General features: G+C 72.1%; 24 protein-coding genes. 5 read left to right on the forward strand and 19 right to left on the reverse strand.

The features are described from left to right. Nucleotides 1-12 precede the first annotated feature (12 nt). The 5 genes from ACFY1L_RS25800 to hisI all read right to left on the reverse strand — a co-directional run bounded on the left by ACFY1L_RS25800 (nucleotide 13) and on the right by hisI (nucleotide 3,509). On the reverse strand, nucleotides 13-459 hold the full coding sequence (locus ACFY1L_RS25800) for a DUF2752 domain-containing protein (protein WP_388828786.1): 447 nt from the start codon (nucleotides 457-459) through the stop codon (nucleotides 13-15). A 91-nt stretch (nucleotides 460-550) separates the two neighbouring features. Next, complete coding sequence (locus ACFY1L_RS25805) at nucleotides 551-805, reverse strand: HGxxPAAW family protein (protein WP_388828789.1); 255 nt, start codon at nucleotides 803-805, stop codon at nucleotides 551-553. A 105-nt stretch (nucleotides 806-910) separates the two neighbouring features. After that, a complete protein-coding gene (locus tag ACFY1L_RS25810; protein ID WP_388828792.1) occupies nucleotides 911-1,552 on the reverse strand; it encodes a TIGR02234 family membrane protein in 642 nt (213 codons plus the stop codon). A 71-nt stretch (nucleotides 1,553-1,623) separates the two neighbouring features. Next, nucleotides 1,624-3,102 (reverse strand): anthranilate synthase component I, encoded by a 1,479-nt coding sequence (locus tag ACFY1L_RS25815; protein WP_388828795.1) that lies wholly within the window; start codon nucleotides 3,100-3,102, stop codon nucleotides 1,624-1,626. 11 nt (nucleotides 3,103-3,113) lie between these two features. Then, nucleotides 3,114-3,509 (reverse strand): phosphoribosyl-AMP cyclohydrolase, encoded by a 396-nt coding sequence (gene hisI / locus ACFY1L_RS25820; RefSeq protein WP_388828798.1) that lies wholly within the window; start codon nucleotides 3,507-3,509, stop codon nucleotides 3,114-3,116. 83 nt (nucleotides 3,510-3,592) lie between these two features. On the opposite strand from hisI, the gene ACFY1L_RS25825 reads away from it, so the two are divergent. Beyond that, nucleotides 3,593-4,228 carry a TIGR03085 family metal-binding protein gene (locus ACFY1L_RS25825; RefSeq protein ID WP_388828801.1) on the forward strand — a complete coding sequence of 212 codons (636 nt, stop codon included), beginning with the start codon at nucleotides 3,593-3,595 and terminating at the stop codon, nucleotides 4,226-4,228. A 2-nt stretch (nucleotides 4,229-4,230) separates the two neighbouring features. Here the strand turns inward: ACFY1L_RS25825 and ACFY1L_RS25830 are convergent, their stop codons facing one another. From ACFY1L_RS25830 to hisD, 10 genes are all read right to left on the reverse strand, one after another. Then, nucleotides 4,231-5,508: an MFS transporter gene (locus tag ACFY1L_RS25830; protein ID WP_388828804.1), complete on the reverse strand. Its 1,278-nt coding sequence runs from the start codon at nucleotides 5,506-5,508 to the stop codon at nucleotides 4,231-4,233. Further along, a complete protein-coding gene (locus ACFY1L_RS25835) occupies nucleotides 5,486-6,076 on the reverse strand; it encodes an ArsR/SmtB family transcription factor (protein WP_388828806.1) in 591 nt (196 codons plus the stop codon). The genes ACFY1L_RS25830 and ACFY1L_RS25835 overlap by 23 nt, the downstream gene beginning before the upstream one ends. Nucleotides 6,077-6,199: 123 nt before the next feature. Then, nucleotides 6,200-6,955, reverse strand: a complete 756-nt coding sequence (hisF, locus tag ACFY1L_RS25840; protein WP_388828809.1) for an imidazole glycerol phosphate synthase subunit HisF — start codon at nucleotides 6,953-6,955, stop codon at nucleotides 6,200-6,202. Beyond that, nucleotides 6,952-7,350: a RidA family protein gene (locus ACFY1L_RS25845; RefSeq protein ID WP_388828812.1), complete on the reverse strand. Its 399-nt coding sequence runs from the start codon at nucleotides 7,348-7,350 to the stop codon at nucleotides 6,952-6,954. The genes hisF and ACFY1L_RS25845 overlap by 4 nt, the downstream gene beginning before the upstream one ends. Then, a complete protein-coding gene (gene priA, locus ACFY1L_RS25850; RefSeq protein WP_388828815.1) occupies nucleotides 7,347-8,072 on the reverse strand; it encodes a bifunctional 1-(5-phosphoribosyl)-5-((5-phosphoribosylamino)methylideneamino)imidazole-4-carboxamide isomerase/phosphoribosylanthranilate isomerase PriA in 726 nt (241 codons plus the stop codon). Before priA ends, ACFY1L_RS25845 begins: the two co-directional genes overlap by 4 nt. A gap of 3 nt (nucleotides 8,073-8,075) precedes the next feature. Further along, nucleotides 8,076-8,723 (reverse strand): imidazole glycerol phosphate synthase subunit HisH, encoded by a 648-nt coding sequence (gene hisH / locus ACFY1L_RS25855; protein ID WP_388828818.1) that lies wholly within the window; start codon nucleotides 8,721-8,723, stop codon nucleotides 8,076-8,078. Then, a complete protein-coding gene (locus ACFY1L_RS25860) occupies nucleotides 8,714-8,878 on the reverse strand; it encodes a hypothetical protein (protein WP_388828821.1) in 165 nt (54 codons plus the stop codon). Before ACFY1L_RS25860 ends, hisH begins: the two co-directional genes overlap by 10 nt. Then, nucleotides 8,875-9,468, reverse strand: a complete 594-nt coding sequence (gene hisB / locus ACFY1L_RS25865; RefSeq protein WP_030932889.1) for an imidazoleglycerol-phosphate dehydratase HisB — start codon at nucleotides 9,466-9,468, stop codon at nucleotides 8,875-8,877. The genes ACFY1L_RS25860 and hisB overlap by 4 nt, the downstream gene beginning before the upstream one ends. Next, the gene (locus tag ACFY1L_RS25870) at nucleotides 9,465-10,580 is read right to left on the reverse strand and encodes a histidinol-phosphate transaminase (protein WP_388828824.1); all 1,116 of its coding nucleotides are present in this window, start codon (nucleotides 10,578-10,580) and stop codon (nucleotides 9,465-9,467) included. The genes hisB and ACFY1L_RS25870 overlap by 4 nt, the downstream gene beginning before the upstream one ends. After that, entirely contained in the window at nucleotides 10,577-11,902 is a 1,326-nt protein-coding gene (gene hisD / locus ACFY1L_RS25875; protein WP_388828827.1) for a histidinol dehydrogenase, read from the reverse strand. Before hisD ends, ACFY1L_RS25870 begins: the two co-directional genes overlap by 4 nt. 157 nt (nucleotides 11,903-12,059) lie before the next feature. On the opposite strand from hisD, the gene ACFY1L_RS25880 reads away from it, so the two are divergent. The 4 genes from ACFY1L_RS25880 (at nucleotide 12,060) to ybaK (ending at nucleotide 16,094) form a co-directional block, all read left to right on the forward strand. After that, nucleotides 12,060-13,646: an oxidoreductase gene (locus ACFY1L_RS25880; protein WP_388828830.1), complete on the forward strand. Its 1,587-nt coding sequence runs from the start codon at nucleotides 12,060-12,062 to the stop codon at nucleotides 13,644-13,646. A 145-nt stretch (nucleotides 13,647-13,791) separates the two neighbouring features. Continuing rightward, nucleotides 13,792-14,829: a hypothetical protein gene (locus tag ACFY1L_RS25885; RefSeq protein ID WP_388828833.1), complete on the forward strand. Its 1,038-nt coding sequence runs from the start codon at nucleotides 13,792-13,794 to the stop codon at nucleotides 14,827-14,829. Nucleotides 14,830-14,840: 11 nt separating this feature from the next. Continuing rightward, nucleotides 14,841-15,581 carry an LON peptidase substrate-binding domain-containing protein gene (locus tag ACFY1L_RS25890; protein ID WP_388828836.1) on the forward strand — a complete coding sequence of 247 codons (741 nt, stop codon included), beginning with the start codon at nucleotides 14,841-14,843 and terminating at the stop codon, nucleotides 15,579-15,581. A 12-nt stretch (nucleotides 15,582-15,593) separates the two neighbouring features. Further along, nucleotides 15,594-16,094, forward strand: a complete 501-nt coding sequence (ybaK, locus tag ACFY1L_RS25895; protein WP_388828839.1) for a Cys-tRNA(Pro) deacylase — start codon at nucleotides 15,594-15,596, stop codon at nucleotides 16,092-16,094. Nucleotides 16,095-16,227: 133 nt separating this feature from the next. On the opposite strand, the gene ACFY1L_RS25900 is transcribed toward ybaK, so the two are convergent. The 4 genes from ACFY1L_RS25900 to ACFY1L_RS25915 form a co-directional block, all read right to left on the reverse strand. Continuing rightward, nucleotides 16,228-16,938, reverse strand: coding sequence for an AAA family ATPase (locus tag ACFY1L_RS25900; protein WP_388828842.1), 711 nt, complete (start codon nucleotides 16,936-16,938; stop codon nucleotides 16,228-16,230). Nucleotides 16,939-16,972: 34 nt separating this feature from the next. Then, nucleotides 16,973-17,797: an ABC transporter permease gene (locus ACFY1L_RS25905; RefSeq protein ID WP_361256285.1), complete on the reverse strand. Its 825-nt coding sequence runs from the start codon at nucleotides 17,795-17,797 to the stop codon at nucleotides 16,973-16,975. A gap of 88 nt (nucleotides 17,798-17,885) precedes the next feature. Further along, nucleotides 17,886-18,857: an ABC transporter ATP-binding protein gene (locus ACFY1L_RS25910; RefSeq protein ID WP_388829849.1), complete on the reverse strand. Its 972-nt coding sequence runs from the start codon at nucleotides 18,855-18,857 to the stop codon at nucleotides 17,886-17,888. Between the two features lie 122 nt (nucleotides 18,858-18,979). Then, nucleotides 18,980-20,188 (reverse strand): NYN domain-containing protein, encoded by a 1,209-nt coding sequence (locus ACFY1L_RS25915; RefSeq protein WP_388828846.1) that lies wholly within the window; start codon nucleotides 20,186-20,188, stop codon nucleotides 18,980-18,982. Nucleotides 20,189-20,253: the final 65 nt, after the last annotated feature.

Genomic DNA, 20,253 nt, shown 5'->3' on the forward strand with positions numbered 1-20,253 from the left:
TTCGCCCATTGATCAAGGATGTAGCCAGCCACCGAACGGCAGGTTCCGGACAACGGTGAAGACCAGCAACAACGTCCCAAGGGTCCACAGGTGCACCGGCCCGAGTTCGATCCGCAGCCGCCGTCCGCGCGCGGCGCGCACCACCCATACGGTCCACAGCACGGCGAAGCCCAGATAGCCGACGACGGCGAGCGCGTTGTCCTGGAGGGCCGCCAGGAGGTCCCCGTGGATGAAGGAGTGCGCACTGCGCAGGCCGCCGCAGCCGGGGCAGTAGATCCCGGTGAGCCGGTAGAGGGGGCAGACGGGGTAGTGGCCGGGCTGGTTCGGGTCCACCGCCGCCACGTAGGCGAAGGCCCCGGCGACGGCCGCCAGCACCCCGGCGGGGACGGCGAGCCGCGCCACCGTGGATCCGGTGGCGGGTGGCGTCACGGACTGGCTCTCGGCGTTCACGTCTCGCATTCTCCCCCCGAACGGGCCGCACGCACGCGTGAGGGGCGATCCGGTATCGGATCGCCCCTCAGCAGCCTTGTGCGCAGCGGTCGTACGCGAGTCAGCTCTTCGCGGTCACGGCCTGGCTCTCGGCCAGCGCCTCCTGGAACTTCTCGTGCGTGTCCTTGGGCTGGCCGAGGCCCATCGCACTCATGATCCAGCCGACGACACCGCCGATGACCACGATCGCCATGCCGGCCCAGAAGCCTGCGGGCTCGGCCATCACCATGAAGGCACCCGAGACGCAGAAACCGATGAAGGCGATCGTGACACCGGTCCAGGCGGCCGGGGTGTGACCGTGGCTGCTGCCCGCCATGACTTGCTCCTCGTTGCTGTGTACGTGTCTGAGCCGGATGCTCAACCCACATTGTTCCGTACGCGCGCGCGTGCGCTGCTCGGGGGTCGCCCCTCGCGCGTGGCGCTAGGCGCCGGTGGGATCCTCGCCGCGGTCGAGCGCCTTCCAGAGGTCCTCGGGGCGGTCGGGGTCGAAGGCGGCGGGCCTGCGGCGGGGCTTGGGGGCGCCGCCGCGTTCGTAGCGGCCGGACATCGCGGGCCAGTGGCGGCCGTAGCGCAGGGCGAGCAGTCCGGCCAGCAGGATCAGCGCGCCGCCGGCCGCGGCGACGTACGGCCAGGCGGTGTGGCTGAGCGCGTGCACGGTGGCCGAGGTGTCGCCGGCGGCCTTGGCGGCCTGCTCGTCGAGCGCGGAGCTGTCGGAGGCGCCGAGGAGGGCGGCGGCGACGGTGCCGGCGCCGCAGAGCGCGAGCAGGGCCGAGACCAGCAGGCGGCCCGCCTTGCGGACGGCGAAGACGGCGACGAGCGCGGCGAGGCCCACTATGGCGAGCGCCGCAGGGACGCCCGTGACGTCGCTGCCCTTGGCGGTCAGCGGGAAGGCGCCGCCGGCCACCGTGGCAGTGCCCTCCGACCAGCGCTGACGGGTGGCCAGCAGTGCCACGGCCGCGCCGAGGGCACCGCACAGCAGGGCGATGGCGAGGCTCCGGCGGCCGGCGCGCGCGGACCCCTCGGCTTGGGAACGGGGGTGAGGAACAGCAGTCACGTACCCCACTATCGCCCGAACCCCGGGCGAACCGTCACCCGGGGGCACGTGAGAAGCGCCCCACTGTGCCCGAAGGTGCCCTACTTGCCGAGCCGGTTGGCCGTGTGGACCGCGCGGAGCACGGCCGCCGCCTTGTTGCGGCACTCCTGGTCCTCGGCGACGGGATCGGAGTCGGCGACGATGCCGGCGCCCGCCTGGACGTACGCCGTGCCGTCGCGGAGCAGGGCGGTGCGGATGGCGATGGCGGTGTCGGAGTCGCCCGCGAAGTCCAGGTAGCCGACGCAGCCGCCGTACAACCCCCGCCGGGACGGCTCGAGTTCGTCGATGATCTGCATCGCGCGGGGCTTGGGGGCGCCGGAGAGGGTGCCCGCGGGGAAGCAGGCGGTCAGGACGTCGAAGGCGGTGCGGCCCTCGGCGATCTTGCCGGTGACGGTCGAGACGATGTGCATCACGTGCGAGTAGCGCTCGATGGACATGAAGTCGACGACCTCGACCGAGCCGGGCTCACAGACCCGCCCCAGGTCGTTGCGCCCCAGGTCGACCAGCATCAGGTGCTCGGCGCGCTCCTTGGGGTCGGCGAGCAGCTCGTCGGCGAGGGCCTGGTCCTCCTGCGGAGTCGCGCCGCGGTGTCGCGTACCGGCAATGGGGTGGACCATGGCCTGCCCGTCCTCGACCTTGACCAGGGCCTCGGGGGACGAGCCCACGACGTCGAACCCGTCGAAGCGGAACAGGTACATGTACGGCGACGGGTTGGTCGCCCTGAGGACCCGGTAGACGTCCAACGAGCTTGCCGTACAAGGTGTTTCGAAGCGCTGGGACGGTACGACCTGGAATGCCTCCCCGGCCCGGATGCGCTCCTTGATGTCTTCGACGGCCTCCTGGAAGTCGGGGCCGCCCCAGAGTGCGGTGTACTCGGGGAGCTCGGAGGGCGGGAGGACCGCGGGCGGCTGGACGATCGCGCGGGAGAGGTCGGCCTCCATGGCGTCGAGACGGGCGACCGCGTCCGCGTACGACTCGTCCACGCCTGTGTCGAGGTCGTTGTGGTTGATCGCGTTGGCGATCAGCAGGACCGAACCCTCCCAGTGGTCCATGACGGCCAGATCGCTGGTGAGGAGCATGGTCAGCTCGGGGAGCTTGAGGTCGTCGCGCTCCCCGGGGCCGATCTTCTCCAGGCGGCGCACGATGTCGTAGCCCAGGTAGCCGACCATGCCGCCGGTGAAGGGCGGCAGGCCCTCCTGGTGGGGCGTGTGCAGGGCCTCGATGGTGGCGCGCAGGGCGGCGAGCGGGTCGCCGTCGACGGGGACGCCGACGGGCGGGGTGCCGAGCCAGTGGGCCTGACCCTCGCGCGCGGTGAGCGTGGCGGCCGACCGTACGCCGACGAACGAGTAGCGAGACCAGGAGCGGCCGTTCTCCGCGGACTCCAGCAGGAAGGTGCCGGGGCGCTCGGCGGCGAGCTTGCGGTAGAGGGCGACCGGGGTGTCGCCGTCGGCCAGGAGCTTGCGCGTGACGGGGATGACACGGCGGTCGGTGGCCAGCTTGCGGAACGTCTCGAGATCCATGGCGGCTGACCTTACTGATCCGAGGCGACGGCACCGGAATCGGCGCCGTCCTTGAGGAGCACGTCGGCGTCGAAGCAGGTGCGCGCGCCGGTGTGGCAGGCGGCGCCGACCTGGTCGACCCTGACCAGCACGGTGTCGGCGTCGCAGTCGAGGGCGACCGACTTGACCCACTGGAAGTGGCCGGAGGTGTCGCCCTTGACCCAGTACTCCTGGCGGCTGCGCGACCAGTAGGTGCAGCGGCCGGTGGTGAGGGTGCGGTGCAGCGCCTCGTCATCCATCCAGCCGAGCATGAGCACCTCACCGGTGTCGTACTGCTGGGCGATGGCGGGGACGAGCCCGTCGGCGCTGCGCTTGAGGCGCGCGGCGATCTCCGGGTCGAGGCTGCTGGGCGACGGCGTGCTGGTCATGGGTGCCATTGTGCCGCGCGCAACTGACAGTGACGGGGTGCTGTCCACTGGGCGGACCTTCGAGCGGGTCGTAGGCTGACTGCATGTCGACTTTCGCCAAGCGTGAACGACTTCTCCTGGCCGACCTGTTGGAGGCCGAGGGCCCGGACGCCCCGACTCTCTGCGAGGGCTGGCGGACCCGTGACCTCGCCGCGCACGTGGTGGTGCGCGAGCGCCGCCCGGACGCCGCCGGCGGCCTCCTGATCAAGCAGCTCGCGCCGCGCCTGGAACGGGTGATGGCCGAGTTCACCGCGAAACCGTACGAGGAACTGATCCAGCTGATCCGTACGGGCCCGCCGCGCTTCTCGCCGTTCCAGCTCAAGCAGGTAGACGAGCTGTCGAACACGGTCGAGTTCTACGTCCACACCGAGGACGTCCGGCGTGCGCAGCCGGACTGGACGCCGCGCGAGCTCGACGGGGTCTTCCAGGACGCCCTGTGGTCCCGCCTCGAGCGCTCCGCCCGCCTGATGGGCCGCAGCGCCCCGACCGGCCTGGTGCTGCGCCGCCCGGACGGGCAGACGGCGGTCGCCCACCGCGGGGCGCCCGTGGTGACGGTGACCGGCGAACCGTCGGAGCTGCTGCTGTTCTCCTACGGCCGGCAGAGCGAAGCCAAGGTGGAGCTGGACGGCGACAAGGACGCGGTCGCGAAGCTGCACGAGGCCAAGCAGCTGGGCATCTGAGGTCAGCGGGGCAGTTCGGCGCGGCGCAGGTCGCGGACGCACAGCGCGACCACGCCGCCCAGCCCGCACAGGACGGCGCTGACGACGAAGACGGGGCCCGTGCCCCAGGCGCCGATCGCGGCGGCGGACAGCGGCATGCTGAGCGGGGTGAGGCCGAGGCTGACCAGGCTGGCTACGGCGGTGACACGGCCCAGGTAGGCGGGGTCGGCCTGGGTCTGCAGCAGGGCCCCGCACATGGCGCCGCTCAGCCCCGTGAGCAGCCCGATCAGCAGGGCCGTGCCGACGGCGACGGCGACGGTCGGTGCGAACGCGAGGCCGCCGACGGCGACGGAACCCGCCAGGATCGACCAGCCGGCGACGCGCCCGGCGTGCGGCAGCCGCCCCCGTACGGTCAGCAGCAGCGAGGCGGCGCCCGCGCCGACGCCGAACCCGGCGAGCACCCAGCCCATCCCGGCGGCGCCCCAGCCGCGCTCGTCGGAGAGCAGGGTCAGGCCCACGTTGAGCGGTCCGACGAAGCCGAGGTCGCCGAGGGCGATGGCCAGCATCAGCGGTGCCAGCACCCGGTGGCGGCGGACGTAGCCGAGTCCGGACACCAGGTCGGCCCAGGCGGTCCCGCCGCGCGGACCCGCGGTGTCGTCCGGCGGCAACTCCCGTATCCGTACGGAGACCAGCAGCGGCACCGACACCGCGATCAGCAGGCCCGCGAGTCCGAACGCGGCCGCCGCGCCGCCCAGCGCCACGCCGAGCCCGCCGAGCGGAGCGCCGACGACGCTCGCGAACCGGATCGCGAGCCCCCGCATGCCCTGCACGCGCGCGAGCTGGTCACGGCTCGTCACGCGCGCGGGGAGCGCACCGACGGCCGGCACGAACACGGCGTCGACGGTGCCGAAGACCAGCGCGAGCAGGGCCAGCGGCCACAGGCCGGGCTTCGTGAGGAACAGCAGCGCGGCCACCGCGAGGACGGCGACACAGCGCACGGCGTCACTGCCGATGACGACCCGCCTCGGGCCCAGCCGGTCGGCGACCACTCCCCCGCCCAGCATCAGCAGGGCCCGGGGCACGGCACTCGCCGTCATCACGAGCCCCGCCTGCGAGGGTGTACCGGCCTGTACGGCTGCCCAGGACAGGGCGAGGTAGTACACGCTGTCGCCGACCATGGAGGACGTGTAGGCGGCGAGCCAGCGCAGGACGTTGCCGTCGCGGTGGGCGCCGCGCTGTCCGGCAGCGATGGTGAGCGTCGAAGCCACGGTGGTCCTCTCAGGTACGGAACGGGAAGGCATACGTGTGCACGGCGACGTTCTCGCGCCCCTCGGTGTCACCGGCGGCGTCGGCGGCCCGGCCCTGCTGGTCGTACTTGTGCAGGAGCGCGAGCATTTCCTTGTTCAGCTCGGCCAGTTCGTCCGCCGTGAGGCGCAGCGCGGACTCGGTGGACTCGGCCGTCCGGTTCCACTCGGGGCTCCAGTGAGCGCGCTCGTCCAGCCAGCGTCGGTACATGTCCATGCGCTGCTCGGCGAGGAGCCTGCTGGCCGCAGCGTGCGCCGCTGCCTCCTCGGGGGCGTCACTGAAGTCCTCCTGGTGGATGCTGACGCCGTCCGAGGCGGGCTGCCACCACCGCTCCCGGCCGTCCGCGCTCTGCGGTTCGGCCTCCTCGATGAGCCCGTGCTCGGCGAGCTTGCGCAGGTGGTAGCTGACCAGTGAGACGGCCTCGTCGACCTGCTCGGCCAGCTGTGAGGCGGTGGCGACCTGCATCAGCGTCAGATTGCGGAAGAGCTTCATCCGCAGCGGGTGCGCGAGCGCCTTCAGCGTCCCCACGTCCGTGATCCGGCGGTCCCGCTCCTTGCTCGTCATGACCCCACCGTAGATACGAAAGGAAAGTTGCGCAATAGATTTTGCGCAACTTCTCTTTCGCATCTGCCTGCAAGTAAGCCCCGGCCGCCTGGTGGCCGGGGCTTACCTCAACGCTTCAGAGCGTCACCGCACGGGATGTCCCGCCTCTCGCAACGCGTCCTTGACCTCACCGATCCGCAGATCACCGAAGTGGAAGACGGAAGCCGCCAGCACCGCGTCCGCCCCCGCCACGATCGCCGGCGCGAAATCGGCCAGCTTGCCCGCGCCGCCCGACGCGATCACGGGGACCGTCACGTGCTTGCGGACCGCCGCGATCATCTCCAGGTCGTAGCCGTCCTTCGTGCCGTCCGCGTCCATCGAGTTGAGCAGGATCTCGCCCGCGCCCAGCTCCGCGGCCCGGTGCGCCCACTCGACGGCGTCGATACCGGTGCCCTTGCGGCCGCCGTGGGTGGTGACCTCGAAGGACCCGCTCTCGGTGCGCCGCGCATCGACCGACAGCACCAGCACCTGCCGGCCGAACCGCTCGGCGATCTCGCGGATCAGGTCCGGACGGGCGATCGCGGCGGTGTTCACACCGACCTTGTCCGCGCCCGCCCGCAGGAGCTTGTCCACGTCCTCGGCCGTGCGGACACCGCCGCCGACCGTCAGCGGGATGAAGACCTGCTCGGCGGTGCGGCGCACCACGTCGTACGTCGTCTCACGGTTGCCCGAGGACGCGGTGATGTCCAGGAACGTCAGCTCGTCGGCGCCCTCGGCGTCGTACACCTTGGCCATCTCGACGGGGTCGCCCGCGTCGCGCAGGTTCTGGAAGTTGACGCCCTTGACGACCCGGCCGTTGTCCACGTCCAGGCAGGGGATGACTCGTACGGCAAGGGTCATGCTGGGGTTTCTCCTCGGAACGCCTCCACCTCGACCTCGACGACCAGGCTGGGGTCCACGAAGCCGGAGACGATGATCATGGATGCGGCGGGCCGGACGGCGTCGAACAGCTCCTTGTGAGCGCGTCCGACGTCGTCCACGTCCCGGGCATGGGTGATGTACATGCGCGTACGCACGACGTCGTCACGGCCGAGCCCCAGCTGCTCCAGCGCCGCGAACGCGACGTTGAAGGCGTTGATCGTCTGTTCGTACGGACCGCCTCCGGCGATCTGGCCGTCCACTATCGAGGTGCAGCCGGCGACCAGCACCAGGCCGTTCGGCAACTCCACCGCACGGGAGTAGCCGAAGGCGTCCTCCCAGGGCGCACCGGTCTTGACACGCCGTACGTCGCTCACTGGGCTACCGCCTCCAAGGCCTCTTCCAGGGTGAACGCCTTCGCGTACAGGGCCTTCCCGACGATGGAGCCCTCGACACCGAGGGGTACCAGTTCGGCGATGGCGCGCAGGTCGTCGAGGGACGACACGCCGCCGGACGCCACGACCGGACGGTCCGTCGCCGCGCAGACGTTGCGCAGCAGCTCCAGGTTGGGGCCCTGCAGGGTGCCGTCCTTGGCGATGTCGGTGACGACGTAGCGGGCGCAGCCCTCCTTGTTGAGGCGCTCCAGCGTCTCGTAGAGGTCGCCGCCGTCGCGGGTCCAGCCGCGGCCGCGCAGCGTCGTGCCGCGTACGTCCAGACCCACCGCGATCTTGTCGCCGTGCTCGGCGATGACCTTGGCGACCCACTCCGGGCTCTCCAGGGCGGCCGTGCCGAGGTTCACCCGGGTGCAGCCGGTGGCCAGGGCGGCCGCCAGCGAAGCGTCGTCCCTAATACCGCCGGACAGCTCCACCTTGATGTCCATCGCCTTGGCGACCTCGGCGATCAGCTCACGGTTGTCGCCGGTGCCGAACGCGGCGTCCAGGTCGACCAGGTGCAGCCACTCGGCGCCCGACCGCTGCCAGGCAAGGGCGGCCTCCAGCGGGGAGCCGTACGAGGTCTCCGTGCCGGACTCGCCGTGCACGAGGCGGACGGCCTGGCCGTCGCGGACGTCGACGGCGGGGAGGAGTTCGAGCTTGGCCATGGTCTACAGGGTTCCGATCCAGTTGGTGAGCAGCTGCGCTCCGGCGTCGCCGGACTTCTCGGGGTGGAACTGGGTGGCCCACAGGGCGCCGTTCTCGACGGCGGCCACGAAGGGCTTGCCGTGCGTCGTCCAGGTGACCAGCGGGGCCTTCATCGCCGGGTTCGCGGTCTCCAGGGTCCAGTCGTGGACGGCGTAGGAGTGCACGAAGTAGAAGCGGGCGTCCGCTTTCAGGCCGGCGAACAGCTCGGAGTCGGCCGGTGCCTCGACGGTGTTCCAGCCCATGTGGGGCACGATCTCGGCCTGCAGCGGCTCGACGGAGCCGGGCCACTCGGCGAGGCCCTCGGTCTCCACGCCGTGCTCGATGCCGCGCGCGAAGAGGATCTGCATGCCGACGCAGATGCCCATGACCGGCCGGCCCCCGGACAGCCGGCGGTCGACGATCCAGTCGCCGCGCGCCTCCTTCAGGCCCTGCATACAGGCGGCGAAGGCGCCGACGCCCGGCACCAGCAGGCCGTCCGCGTTCATGGCCCGGTCGAAGTCACGGGTGATCTCGACGTCGGCTCCCGTGCGGGCGAGGGCGCGCTCGGCGGACCGTACGTTCCCGAAGCCGTAGTCGAAGACCACGACCTTCTTGGGGCTGCTCAATTCCACACCTCCAGCCTCAGGACACCGGCGACGAGACACATCGCGGCGCTTATGGAGAGCAGCACGATGAGGCTCTTCGGCATCTCCTGCTTGACGAAGGAGATGATGCCGCCGACCAGGAAGAGGCCGACGACGATCAGGATCGTGGAGAGGCCGTTCACAGCGCGCCCTTCGTGGACGGAAGGATGCCGGCCGCGCGCGGGTCGCGCTCCGAGGCGTAGCGCAGGGCCCGCGCCAGCGCCTTGAACTGGCACTCCACGATGTGGTGCGCGTTGCGCCCGTACGGCACGTGCACGTGCAGCGCGATCTGGGCCTGGGCGACGAAGGACTCCAGGATGTGCCGGGTCATCGTCGTGTCGTACTCGCCGATCATCGGCGCCATGTTCTCGGGCTCGGTGTGCACGAGGTAGGGGCGGCCGGACAGGTCGACGGTGACCTGGGCGAGCGACTCGTCAAGCGGCACCGTGCAGTTGCCGAATCGATAAATCCCCACCTTGTCGCCGAGCGCCTGCTTGAACGCGGCGCCGAGCGCGAGGGCGGTGTCCTCGATGGTGTGGTGGGAGTCGATGTGCAGGTCGCCCTCGGTCTTCACGGTCAGGTCGAACAGACCGTGCCGGCCGAGCTGGTCGAGCATGTGGTCGTAGAAGCCGACGCCTGTCGACACATCGACCTTGCCGCTGCCGTCGAGATCGATCTCGACGAGCACCGACGTCTCCTTGGTGACCCGCTCCACACGTCCTACGCGGCTCATGCGCTCTGCTCCTTCTTCAGTTCACGTACCGCGTCGAGGAACGCGTCGTTCTCCTGCGGGGTTCCGGCGGACACCCGCAGCCACCCCGGAATGCCGTTGTCCCGGACCAGCACACCCCGGTCGAGGATCTTCTGCCAGGCGGTGTGGGAGCCACCCTCGCCCTCGAACAGCCCGAACTGCACGAAGTTGGCGTCGGACTCCACGACCTCGAAGCCGGCCGCCCTGAGCTCGCCCACCAGCCGGTCCCGCTCCGACTTCAGCTGCTCGACGTACTTCAGCAGCGTGTCGGTGTGCTCCAGCGCGGCCAGTGCGGTCGCCTGGGTGACGGCCGACAGGTGGTACGGCAGCCGTACGAGCTGGACGGCGTCGACGACGGCCGGGTGCGCGGCGAGGTAGCCGAGGCGCAGGCCCGCGGCGCCGAAGGCCTTCGACATCGTCCGGGAGACGACGAGATTCGGCCGGCCTTCGAGCAGGGGCAGCAGCGAGTCGCCGTGGCTGAACTCGATGTACGCCTCGTCGACGATCACCATCGACGGCTTCGCGGCCTGTGCGGCCTCGTACAGCGCAAGGACCGTCTCGCGCGGAACCGCGTTGCCCGTGGGGTTGTTGGGGGTCGTGATGAAGACGACGTCCGGCTTGTTCTCGGCGATCCACCGCTCGGCGGCGGGGAGGTCGATCGAGAAGTCCTCGCTGCGCGGACCCGAGATCCAGCCCGTGCCGGTGCCTCGTGCGATGAGGCCGTGCATCGAGTACGACGGCTCGAAGCCGATGGCCGTACGGCCGGGTCCGGCGAAGGTCTGCAGCAGCTGCTGGATGACCTCATTGGAGCCGTTGGCGGCCCAGACGTTGGCCAGGCCGAGCTCGTAACCGGACGTGTCCGTCAGGTACTTGGCGAGCTGCGTGCGCAGCTCCACGGCGTCGCGGTCCGGGTAGCGGTTGAGGTCGCGGGCGGCCTCGCGGACGCGCTCGGCGATGCGCTCGACCAGCGGCTCGGGCAGCTGGTAGGGGTTCTCGTTGGTGTTCAGCCGTACGGGGACGTCCAACTGGGGCGCGCCGTAAGGGGACTTGCCGCGCAGCTCGTCCCGTACGGGGAGATCGTCGATGCCGGTCACTTGCTCTCGGGAACCTTCCATCCGAACCGGGCCTTCACTGCCGCGCCGTGCGCGGGCAGGTCCTCCGCCTCCGCCAGCGTGACCACGTGATGCGCGACCTCGGCCAGCGCGTCCTTCGTGTAGTCGACGATGTGGATGCCACGCAGGAAGGACTGGACGGACAGGCCCGAGGAGTGGCAGGCGCAACCGCCGGTCGGGAGCACGTGGTTGGACCCGGCCGCGTAGTCGCCGAGCGAGACCGGCGCCCAGGGGCCGATGAAGATCGCGCCCGCGTTGCGTACGCGGTCGGCCACGGCGGCGGCGTCCGCGGTCTGGATCTCCAGGTGCTCGGCGCCGTACGCGTCGACCACCCGCAGCCCCTCGTCGACGCCGTCGACGAGGACGATCGCGGACTGCCGGCCCTTGAGGGCAGGGACGATCCGGTCCTCGATGTGCTTGGTGGCCGCGACCTGCGGCTCCAGCTCCTTCTCGACCGCGTCCGCGAGCGCGACGGAGTCGGTGACCAGGACGGCGGCGGCCAGCGGGTCGTGCTCGGCCTGGCTGATCAGGTCGGAGGCGACGTGCACCGGGTCGGCCGTGTCGTCGGCGAGGATCGCGATCTCGGTCGGGCCGGCCTCGGCGTCGATGCCGATCTTGCCGGTGAAGTAGCGCTTGGCGGCGGCGACCCAGATGTTGCCGGGGCCGGTGACCATGTTGGCGGGCGGGCAGGACTCGGTGCCGTACGCGAACATCGCCACGGCGGTGGCGCCACCGGCCGCGTACACCTCGTCGACGCCGAGCAGGGCGCAGGCGGCGAGGATCGTCGGGTGCGGGAGGCCGCCGAACTCGGCCTGGGCGGGCGAGGCGAGGGCGATGGACTCGACGCCGGCCTCCTGGGCCGGGACGACGTTCATGACCACGGACGACGGGTAGACCGAGCGCCCGCCGGGCGCGTACAGCCCGACCCGCTCGACCGGCACCCACTTCTCGGTGACCGAACCGCCGGGCACGACCTGGGTCGTGTGGGTCGTACGCCGCTGCTCGCGGTGGACGAGCCGGGCGCGCCGGATGGACTCCTCCAGGGCGGCCCGCACGGCCGGGTCGAGCTCTTCGAGCGCCTTTTCGAGCGCCTCGGCGGGCACCCGCACCCGGTCGAGCCTGACCCCGTCGAACTTCTCGGCGAAGTCGATCAGCGCCGCGTCGCCCCGATGATGCACGGCTTCGCAGATCGGACGCACCTTCTCGAGGGCGGCCTGAACGTCGAAGTCGGCTCGGGGCAGCAGGTCGCGCAGGGCGGGGCCCTCGGGGAGGGCGTCGCCGCGCAGATCGATTCGGGAGATCACGGGCTCAATTCTCTCAGACCCGGGTTCGCCGTCGTCCGCGCGTATCAATGGCTGATACAGAACCCCGGCGGAACCCGGAAGATCGCCTTCACGTCCTGTGCTTCGGGTGTTACCCAGCGGGCATGAACGGTTGTGCGAGCACAGGACTGGAGGAGTAGTGACCGAGGGGGCCGGCCTGCGTGCCGGAGACGCCGGAGATCTGCCGGACGATCTGACCGCCGCCGAGGCCGGCATGTGGCAGGCCTTCCGCAACGGCAGCGTGTACGACCTGAGCAGCGGGGACGCGGTCGTTGACGATCCGCACGGCGGACATCCGTGGGGACCCGACCGGACCGTGCGGGCGCGGATCGTGTGCTGGCTGCTGCTGGACGGCCCGCCCGCGCTCGCGGGCCGGGTGTCCTCGCTGAAGCTGCGCGGCGTGCAGATCAGCGGCACCCTCGACCTCGCCGGCGGCACGGTGGTGCCGTACGTGGAGATGCGCGGCTGCCGTTTCGAGCGGGACGTCCTGCTGCCGGAGGCCCGCTTCACCACCGCGCGTCTGGTGGACTGCTCGGTGCCCCGTCTGGAGGCGGCCCGGGTCCACACGGAGGGCGATCTGCACCTCCCGCGCTGCCGTTTCCTGGGCGGCGTACGGCTGACCGACGCGCACATCGGCACGGATCTGCTGCTCAACCAGGCCATCGTCCAGCGCGACCGCAGCGGCCGCTCCATCGCCGCCGACGGCATGACCGTGGGCCAGGACCTGCAGGCCGAGCTGCTGGAGTCGCACGGCGAAGTGAGCCTGCGCAGCGCCAAGATCGGCGTGTCGCTGAGCCTGCGCGGCGCCCGCCTGTCCAACCCGTACGGCCGGCTCGCGCTGAACGCCCCCCAGCTGACCGTCGGGCGCACGCTGTACCTGACCCCGGCGGGCGTCGGCGCGTCGATGCTGAGCGGCGCGACCCCCGCGCGCGGGACGCGCATCCAGCGGGTCGAGTGCGAGGGCGGGGTGCGCCTGGACGACGGGCGGTTCGGGGACGCGGTCGACCTGGAGCGGGCCCGGTTCGCCTTCACCGACGACCAGGAGCTGTCGCTGCGCCGCGTGCAGACGCCCGAGCTGCGCTTCCTCGGGGAGCGGCCGCAGCGCGGCAAGGTCGTGCTGTCGGGCGCGCGGGTGGTCAACCTGGTCGACCGGGCGACCGCGTGGCCGGCACCGGGCAACCTCCACATGGGCGGTTTCACCTACGAGAACCTGGTGCCGCAGGGCCCCTTCCCGCTGACCGAGCGGCTGGACTGGGTGGCCGCCGCGACCGCCGAGTACAACCCGGAGCCGTACGAACGACTGGCCTCGGTGCTGCGGGCCGGCGGTGAGGACGAGGACGCGCGCGAGGTGCTGCTCGCCAAGCAGCGCCGGCGCCGCGAGAGCCTGCCGATCGCCGCCAAGCTCTGGGGGTACGCGCAGGACTGGACGGTGGCCTACGGCTACCGGCCGGGCCGGGCCGCCGTATGGATGGCGCTGCTGTGGGCGGCGGGCTCGCTGGCCTTCGCCCACGCGAGCCATCCGCCGGTACAGCCCGGGCAGCAGCCGCCGTGGAACCCGGCCCTGTTCGCCCTCGACCTGCTGCTCCCGGTCATCGACCTGGGCCAGGTCGGCGTCTGGCGGCTGAGCGGCGGCTGGCAGTGGCTGGCCGCGGCGCTGATCCTGCTGGGCTGGATCCTGGCGACGACGGTCGCGGCGGGGGCCACGAGGCTGCTGAGACGCAACTGAAGTCCTGGGAGAACCTGGCCTCGCAGACACCACCGCACAGGCGTTGAACAGTGCAGTCACCCTTTGCCTGCACTTGACCAATCGGCGTACAACTTTCCACGAGTTGCCGATGGGCCCTGGCGCCGGGTTGACCTGCAGCCTTTCAATGGTCGACACCATGGCTCTGCTGCACCCCTTCAGCCGCACGGCCCGGACCCCCCGGACCGCTCCGCGCCCCGTCGCCGGACTCCCCACCGACAACGAGGTGCTGCTCGACGCGCCCGACGACCGCCTCGGACCCGCGCTGGTCGCGGCCGCCCGCGGTGAGCACCGGCCCGCGGCCGAGCTGCTGGCCGGCACGCGCGCGCGTGCCGAGTGGGAGTACCGCGACCGGTACATCAGACGCCTCGCGGCCTTCGCGCGCTCGCGCCCCGAGTGGCTGCAGAGCTGGTCGGCCGCCGCCCCGCACGACCCGGACGCACTGCTGGTGGGCGCCCAGGTCGCGGTGGACCGCGCCTGGGACTCGCCCGCACGCGCGGAGCTGCTGCGCGAGGTGAGCCCGCTGATCACGGCCGCCGCCCGCGGCGACGACCGCGACCCGGTGCCCTGGCGCCTCGCGCTGGACCACGCGCGCGGTGCGAACGCCGGCCACAAGTACTTCGGTGAGCTGTGGGAGGCGGCCATACGGCGCGCCCCGCACCACTACGGCTGTCATGCGGCGGCCCTGCGTTACCTGGCCGCCTCCTGGCAGGGCTCGCACAGCGAGTGCTTCGACTTCGCCGACCGGGCGGCGCAGGACGCTCCGCCCGACTCGCTCATCCAGGCGCTGCCGTCGCGCGCGGCCTTCGCCTGTCTGACCGACGGGCGCGGCGTCGAGGTGCCGCGGGAGCGGCTGGACGCGGCCGCCGACCGGGCGATCGCCCTCTCCGTCCGCTTCCCGGCGGCCGACCCGTGGCCGGCCGAGGTCCGCAACAAGCTGATGTACGTCCTCGTACGCCTGGAGCGCTGGCAGGACGCCCTCACCGAGGCCCACCGGATCGGCCCGTACGCCACGTCCTTCCCCTGGGACCGCTTGTCGGACGATCCGCTGGCCCTCTTCCTGAAGGTGCGCGCCGACGTCCGCGCCCGCTCGGCGCCGCCCGCGGACCCGTCCCGGTATCCACAGAATGAGCGTGCCGGACGGGCCCGCCCCGGCGACCACTAGGCTTTTGCGTCGTGACCACCGTCCGTCTTCCGCTCTTCCCCCTGAACTCGGTGCTGTTCCCGGGGTTGGTGCTTCCGCTGAACGTCTTCGAGGAGCGCTATCGCGCCATGATGCGCGAGTTGCTGAAGACTCCCGAGGACGAGCCGCGCCGCTTCGCCGTCGTGGCGATCCGCGACGGCCACGAGGTGGCGGCGAGCGCGCCCGGCATGCCCGACCCCACGGCGCTGCCCGACCGCGGCCCCGCGGCCGGCTTCGGCCCCGACCCGGTGAAGTCGTTCCACACGACGGGCTGCGTGGCGGACGCGGCGACCATCCGGGAACGCGCGGACGGCACCTTCGAGGTCCTGGCGACGGGAACGACCCGGGTGCGCCTGGTGTCGGTGGACGCGTCGGGCCCGTATCTCACGGCTGAGCTGGAAGAGCTCCCGGAGGACCCGGGCGACGAGGCGGGCGCGCTGGCCGAGGGCGTACTGCGCGCGTTCCGCCAGTACCAGAAGCGCCTGGCGGGCGCGCGGGAGAGGTCGCTCTCGACGGGCGCCGACCTCCCGGACGAGCCCTCGGTCGTGTCCTACCTGGTGGCGGCGGCGATGATGCTGGACACGCCCACCAAACAGCGCCTGCTCCAGGCCCCGGACACCGCGTCCCGCCTGCGCGACGAACTGAAACTCCTTCGCGCCGAGACGGCGATCATCCGTAGCCTGCCGTCACTGCCGGCGTCGGACCTGACGCGCGGCCGGACGAGCCTCAACTGAAACGGGCCGAGGATGGCGAAGAAGTCCAAGAACCAGCAGCAGGGCGGCACGCCGGCGACGGTGGCCCTGACGTCGGCGGGAGTGCCGTACACGATCCACTCCTACGACCACGACCCTTCCCACCCCTCGTACGGCGAGGAGGCGGCGGAGGCGATGGGTGTGTCGCCGGACCGCGTCTTCAAGACCCTGGTCGCGGACGTGGACGGCGCCCTGACGGTGGCCGTGGTCCCGGTGGCGGGTTCCCTGGACCTGAAGGCGCTGGCCTCGGCGGTGGGCGGAAAGCGCGCGGCGATGGCGGACCCGTCCCTGGCGGAACGCACCACGGGCTACGTCCGCGGCGGCATCTCCCCCCTGGGCCAGCGCAAGAAGCTCCGCACGGTCCTGGACGCCTCGGCCGCGGCCCACTCCACGATCTGCATCTCGGCGGGCCGCCGGGGCCTTGAGGTGGAGCTGTCCCCCGACGACCTCGCCAGGCTCACGGCAGCGGTAATGGCTCCCATCGGGCGTGCGTGACCCCTCGACGACCCTCCCTCGCTCGGTTAAGAACGAGGGACATGTCGAAGAAAACGCGGAAACGCAAGTGGCGCACCAAGAAGGGCCGCTCGAACCACGGCCACCGTCCGGCGTGACTCCTACGTGACTGGCACTAAGGCAGCGGAGCCCCGTACGGATCCGTCTGGACGGGGCTCTGCTGATACGGCTCCGGGTCCCTGGGGCCGAACAGCGCGGTCAGGCCGAGGTGCACGACCAGCGCGGCCAGCGACCAGGCCAGCACCGCGCCCTTCGCCCCCAGCTTCAGCGGCGCCGAGAAGGTGACGCCCTTGCCCACCTGCTTGGCATGGGCGATCACGTCCTGCGCGGGCCCGAGCCAGATCCCCACCTTCCAGGCGAGCAGCGACCCGAGCAGTCCCCCGACCCCCAGGGCCACGACCAACGGCACTCCGCCACGTCGGCGCCAGAGAAAGGCCGCCAGCGCACTCACCGCACCGAACGCCAGCGCGAGCAGGGTGAACGTTCCGTCCACCCCGATCGCCTGCTCCCCCTCGCTGTCGGCGAGGTAGACGACCCAGCTGCCGTCCACCACGTCCCCGACCAGCGGCACATGCGGCGCCAGCCACCACCACAGCACCCCGAGCAGCACCCCGCCGAGCGCCACCGCCACCGCGATCACGGCGGCCTCCCGCACTTCGGTCTTCATTCCGGGCCCGTCCTGTCCGTACGTGCCGTCCCAGGCGGCGTCATGGGGCGCGGGCCCCGCATACGCGCCTGCGGGCAACTGCCACGCGTTGTTCGGAGCCTGGGCAGGCTGCGAAGATCGTTCATGCGGCGGCGGAGGCGGAGTCAACGGTGCGGTCACCCTGACATCGTGCCAGGCCCGCCTGTGCGGCGCGTCACCGGACGGCCGCCCGACGATAGGCCCAGGTGGCGACGGCGAGCGAGACGACCCCGACCCCGGCGCACACGGCGAGGTCCCCGACCACGAAGGCCCAGTCGGGACGCTCCCCGAAGGTCCGCGCGAAGGCCTCGACCCCGTAGGTCGACGGCAGCAGATCGCGCGCGAACCGCACCACCTCCGGCATCCGGTCGGCCGGCAGCACCCCCAGCAGCAGCGCCGCGGACATGCCCAACTGCCCGAGCAGCGTGGCCAGTTCCGGCCGCGGCGCCAGCAGGCCGAGCGCGGCGCCGAGCCCGGCCAGCGAGGCCCCGGCGAGCGGGATCACCGCGGCGAGCACCCACAGGTTCCCCAGCGGCAGCCCGAACAGCACACCCCCGAACGCGGCGGTCACCACGGTCCCGGGCACGGTGAACGAGGCGTACGCCCCGGCCGCCCCCAGCACCACGGCCGCCGGCGGCACCGGCAGCGTCGCGTAGTGGTCGAGCCCGCCGCTGCCGCGCAGCTGGCCGAAGTACTGCGCGAGCAGGTTCAGCCCGACGTACGCCACCACCAGCACGGACGAACCCGCGACCACGAACCGGGCGGCGTCGCTCCCGGCGTCCACGACCCCGCGCATCATGATCAGGATGCCGACCGACTGGAAGGTCGCCACGAACAGCAGCGGGATCCGCGCCACCCGGGCCCGGGACAGCTGCGCCCGGTACACCGCGCACAGGGACGGCCACAGCCTGGCCCGCGGCGCGAGCTCGGCCTCGCCCAGGGCGGTCTCGTCGGCGGCCCGCGCACCGCCCGCCAGGACATCGGCGGATACGACACTCACCTCGAGCTGCTCCTCTTCGCTCCAGCGGTCACCCGGTCGGTCACCCGGTCCGCTCCGCAGACGCATACGGATTCGGCGGCTCGTGTGCTCATGCCTTCACCAGCCCCTGCCCATGGCCGCCCAGCGACAGGTACACGTCCTCCAGGCTCGGCGTGGCCAGCGTGAAGTCGTCCAGCGCCGCGAACGCGCTGCCGCCGGTGACGGTGGCAACGACCGCGCGGGCCTCCTCGGGGGCGAGCCTGAGCGTCCAGCGGCGCCCGGACGCGACGGCCCGCTCCTGGAGCGCGGCGACCTCCGGGACGTGCAGCGGCGCGGCCTCGCGCCACACCAGCTCGACCCGTACCTCTCCGGCGACCTGCTCCTTGAGCCCGGTCGGGGTGTCACAGGCGATCACCCGCCCCTGGTCGAGCACGGCGACCCGGTCGAGGACCGTCTCGGCCTCGATGACGTTGTGGGTGACGAGCAGCACGGTCGCCCCGCGCTCGGCCCGCCGCCGGTCCACGGCCGCCCACACGGCCCGTCGGGCCACCGGATCCATCCCGGTGGTCGGCTCGTCGAGCACCAGCAGCGGCCGCTCCCCGACCAGCGCGGCGGCGACACACGCGAGCCGCCGCTGCCCGCCGGACAGCTTCTTCAGCGGCCGCCCGGCGATCGCCGTGAGCCCGAGCTCCTCGAGTACGGCGTCCCGCTCGTCCCGTGCCTGGCGGGCCTCGAGGCCGCGCAGCCGCCCGGTCGTCTCGGCGGCCAGGGCCACGGTCAGCTCGTCCAGCGCGGTCGACTCCTGCCCGAGGTAGGCGAGGATCCGCGCGGCCCGCTCCGGGTGCCGCACGATGTCGTGCCCGAGGATCTCCACGCGGCCTGCGTCGGGCCGCATCAGCCCGGTCAGCTGCCGTACGAGAGTGGTTTTTCCGGCGCCGTTCGGCCCGAGGAGCCCGAAGATCTCACCGCGCCGGATGTCCAGCCGTACGTCGTCGGTGGCCCGTACCGCGGGAGTCCCCGGGGTGCCCCGGCGTCCTCGTACGGCCGGATAGGTCTTGGTCAGTCCGCGCACCGCGCACACGACGTCCCCGCCGTGCCGAAGTGCCTGTGCCGCGCGCGTACTCACAAAGGACGAGGGTACGGGGTCCACGGGCCCCGCCCGGTCTCGGGTGGGTCCATAACGGCAAATCCGCCGGTAAAGAACTACTCACCCGCGGGGGCGTGCTCCGCGGCCGTCCGCACGTCGATCTCCCGCCAGAACCCGGCCCGGATGGCGTACCGGTCGTGCTCGTCGATCTGGTCGTCCTTGTGCGCGAGCAGGCCGAACCGGGCGGCGTAGCGCAGCAGCTCCCCGTCGATGCGGTGCGGGACCCGCGGGTACATCCCGGACAGCTTCTGCAGATGGCTCGGGTCGCCCAGCCGCTCCATCCACCGCCGCGCGAACACCTGCCCCACCTCGTACGGATCGCCGCCGACCGTGGTGATGTCCTCCTCCCGGTCGGCCCACCGCTGCTCCGCGGTGGTCAGCTGCGCCAGCGTCGGCATCGAGGCGACGTCGGGCGGCTCGGCGGCGGGCCGGTCGACCCAGCCCTTGTCGGAGGACCAGCGCAGCGTCGCGTTGGCGGGTTGCGGAGCCGGGTGCACGCCGGGGGCGCGCAGGGCGGCCAGGTCCTTGGGCGTGGGTACGCCCTTGGGCGCGGGGACCCGCTCCTGCGTGCCGTTCTCCGAGGCAGCGGGCGCGTGCTCGCCCTCCTCGGCGGTCCGCTCGGGCGCGGGGGCAAGCGCGGAGTCCGGCAGCGGCGCGGAGAGGATCGCGGCGATCTCGGGCCGGGGCACGGGAGGCGGCGCACACACCCCGCCGAGTTCCTTGGCCCGTACGGCCTTGGTGATCCACGTCCGGTCGAGAACGCGCCGCTCGTCCGCCTCGGCGACCAGGTCCTCGGACTGGTTGTAGTCCCCGTCGGCGGCCTGCACGGCCCACAGGTGTACGGCGACGCCGTGCTCCTTGGCGGCCATCATGCCCGGCAGCAGATCGCCGTCGCCGGTGACCAGGACGACGTCGGAGCAGGCGCGGTTGCGGGCCAGCTCGGTGAGCTCGGCGTGCATGGCGGCGTCGACGCCCTTCTGGGCCCAGCGTCCGTCGCTGCGGGTCAGGGCACCGAGCCGGACGGTGACCCGGGGCATCACGCGCAACCTGCGGTGCTCGGGCTGCGGGACGCGGTCGGGGGCGCCGTCGAACCAGTAGATGCGCAGCAGCGGCCGCTCGGTGTCGGACTCGGCGCGTTCGCGCAGGCCCTGGATGAGGGCGGTGTGGTCGACGGTGATGCGGGAGCGGGAGGGCTCCCCGGCGAGGAGACTGGCGGCGGCCCCCAGCAGATACCCGGCGTCCACCAGGACGATGCAGCGGTCCACGGGATCCACCCTCTTTCCGGGAGGTTTGCTTCGGGCTTCCTTCGAGTCTGCCCGACTGCGCGGGG

It is taken from the genome of Streptomyces sp. NPDC001663 (assembly GCF_042893105.1).
Classification (GTDB): Bacteria; Actinomycetota; Actinomycetes; order Streptomycetales; family Streptomycetaceae; genus Streptomyces.